General features: G+C 54.9%; 1 protein-coding gene. It reads left to right on the top strand.

The window, feature by feature from the left end; translation table 11 throughout:
* Positions 1-1,208 (top strand): hypothetical protein (locus AC1DCY_RS27110; RefSeq protein ID WP_477355773.1); only part of this gene is annotated, 1,208 nt, incomplete at its 5' end.
* Between the last annotated feature and the right edge of the window lie 175 nt (positions 1,209-1,383).

The following is a 1,383-nucleotide window of genomic DNA, read 5'->3' as shown; positions in this document are numbered from 1 at the left end:
CTTCAGGCGAATGTATTGCCGAATATGAGGGCAATATCTACGTTGGCGGYGGCGTCGACGCCAACGTCGACGGCTTTGACATCTTCCATCAGCTAGGTGTCGCCTGCCTGCATAAAGATGGAACTTTAAATAGGGCATTCGGCAAGGATGGATTTGTAGTCGTGCGTTTTGGCCCCACGCAAGACACCCATCTGCGCCAGATCCTTTTTCCCACCGTCGGGGGTGAACCCAGAATCCTGCTGTCCGGTATCGATACGAAAAAGGGTGACGTTGTGCTCGCTCGCCTTCATCTCGACGGGCGTTTGGATAGGGCGTTTTGCGTGGACGGTCAGCTGACGGTCAAACTGCCTGAAATCCTTGCCAAAGACCTTGGACTGGATTTTACACCGCAGGCGACCACCAGCATGGACGCCTCGGGGCCTTGCACGGTGGCGGATGGGAAAATCTATGTGGTCATGCGAATGTACATGCCGATCTGGATTGCCCAGGTCGCGCTACTGATCCGCCTCAACAGTGACGGCTCGTTTGACACCACCTTCAACAACACCGGTTATGTCGCCGTTACCAATCAACACTGGGGCAATAGCACCATCGAGGACATTTTGGTGCATAACGGAAAAATCACGGTGTGCGGAACATTGGCAGGTCATGGCATGGTGGCTCGTGTGAATGAGGATGGTTCTTTCGACCAAGCCTTCGCCGACAAAGGTTTCAAACTGTTCGAGAACCCCAGTCTCGCGCTCAGAAAGCTTGTCCAGTATTCCGAAGGCGCTGTTCTTGCAGCCGGTTCGGCGTCGTCTCCGTCACAGGGCGTGCTGGCTTGCGTCAACGACCAAGGTGAACTTGTACCAACATTCAATGACGGTAAGGTACTGTTTCAATCCCTCGAAAAACATGTCGGTTTTTGGGATGTTGGACTGTTTGCCGGGAAAATCATCGCGTCCGGGAGATTGGCACAGGAAAACGGTAGCCCTTCATTTTTGGTAGTTCGCTATCACCTAAACGGCATGCTGGATGAGGGCTTTGGCCACGAAGGGAAAGGCTGGAACGCCACCCAATTCGAGAACCAATACACCGTCGCACACCGCATGACCTTACAAGCTGACGGGAATGTGCTGATCGTGGGCGATTGGGCAAACGGTCTCAGCCCTGCTGCGCTACTTGCCCGCTTCCTGAACCCCGCAGCCTCGCCGGCACCAACGGCATGAAGATCCTGCACGTTGGCGACAAGAGGGTCTGAGTCACCGACCGTTGAAACGCAAAAGCCCCGTCATGTGAATGGCGGGGCTTTTTGGTTTCCAATCTGGCAGTTGCGGTGCCTGCGCTACCGCTATCGCGAGCAGGCTCGCTCCCACAGTTGATCTGTGGTGTTCCCAGATGTTG

It is taken from the genome of Lysinibacillus sp. 10T31 (assembly GCF_056394365.1).
This window is presented reverse-complemented; position numbering and strand designations above follow the sequence as displayed.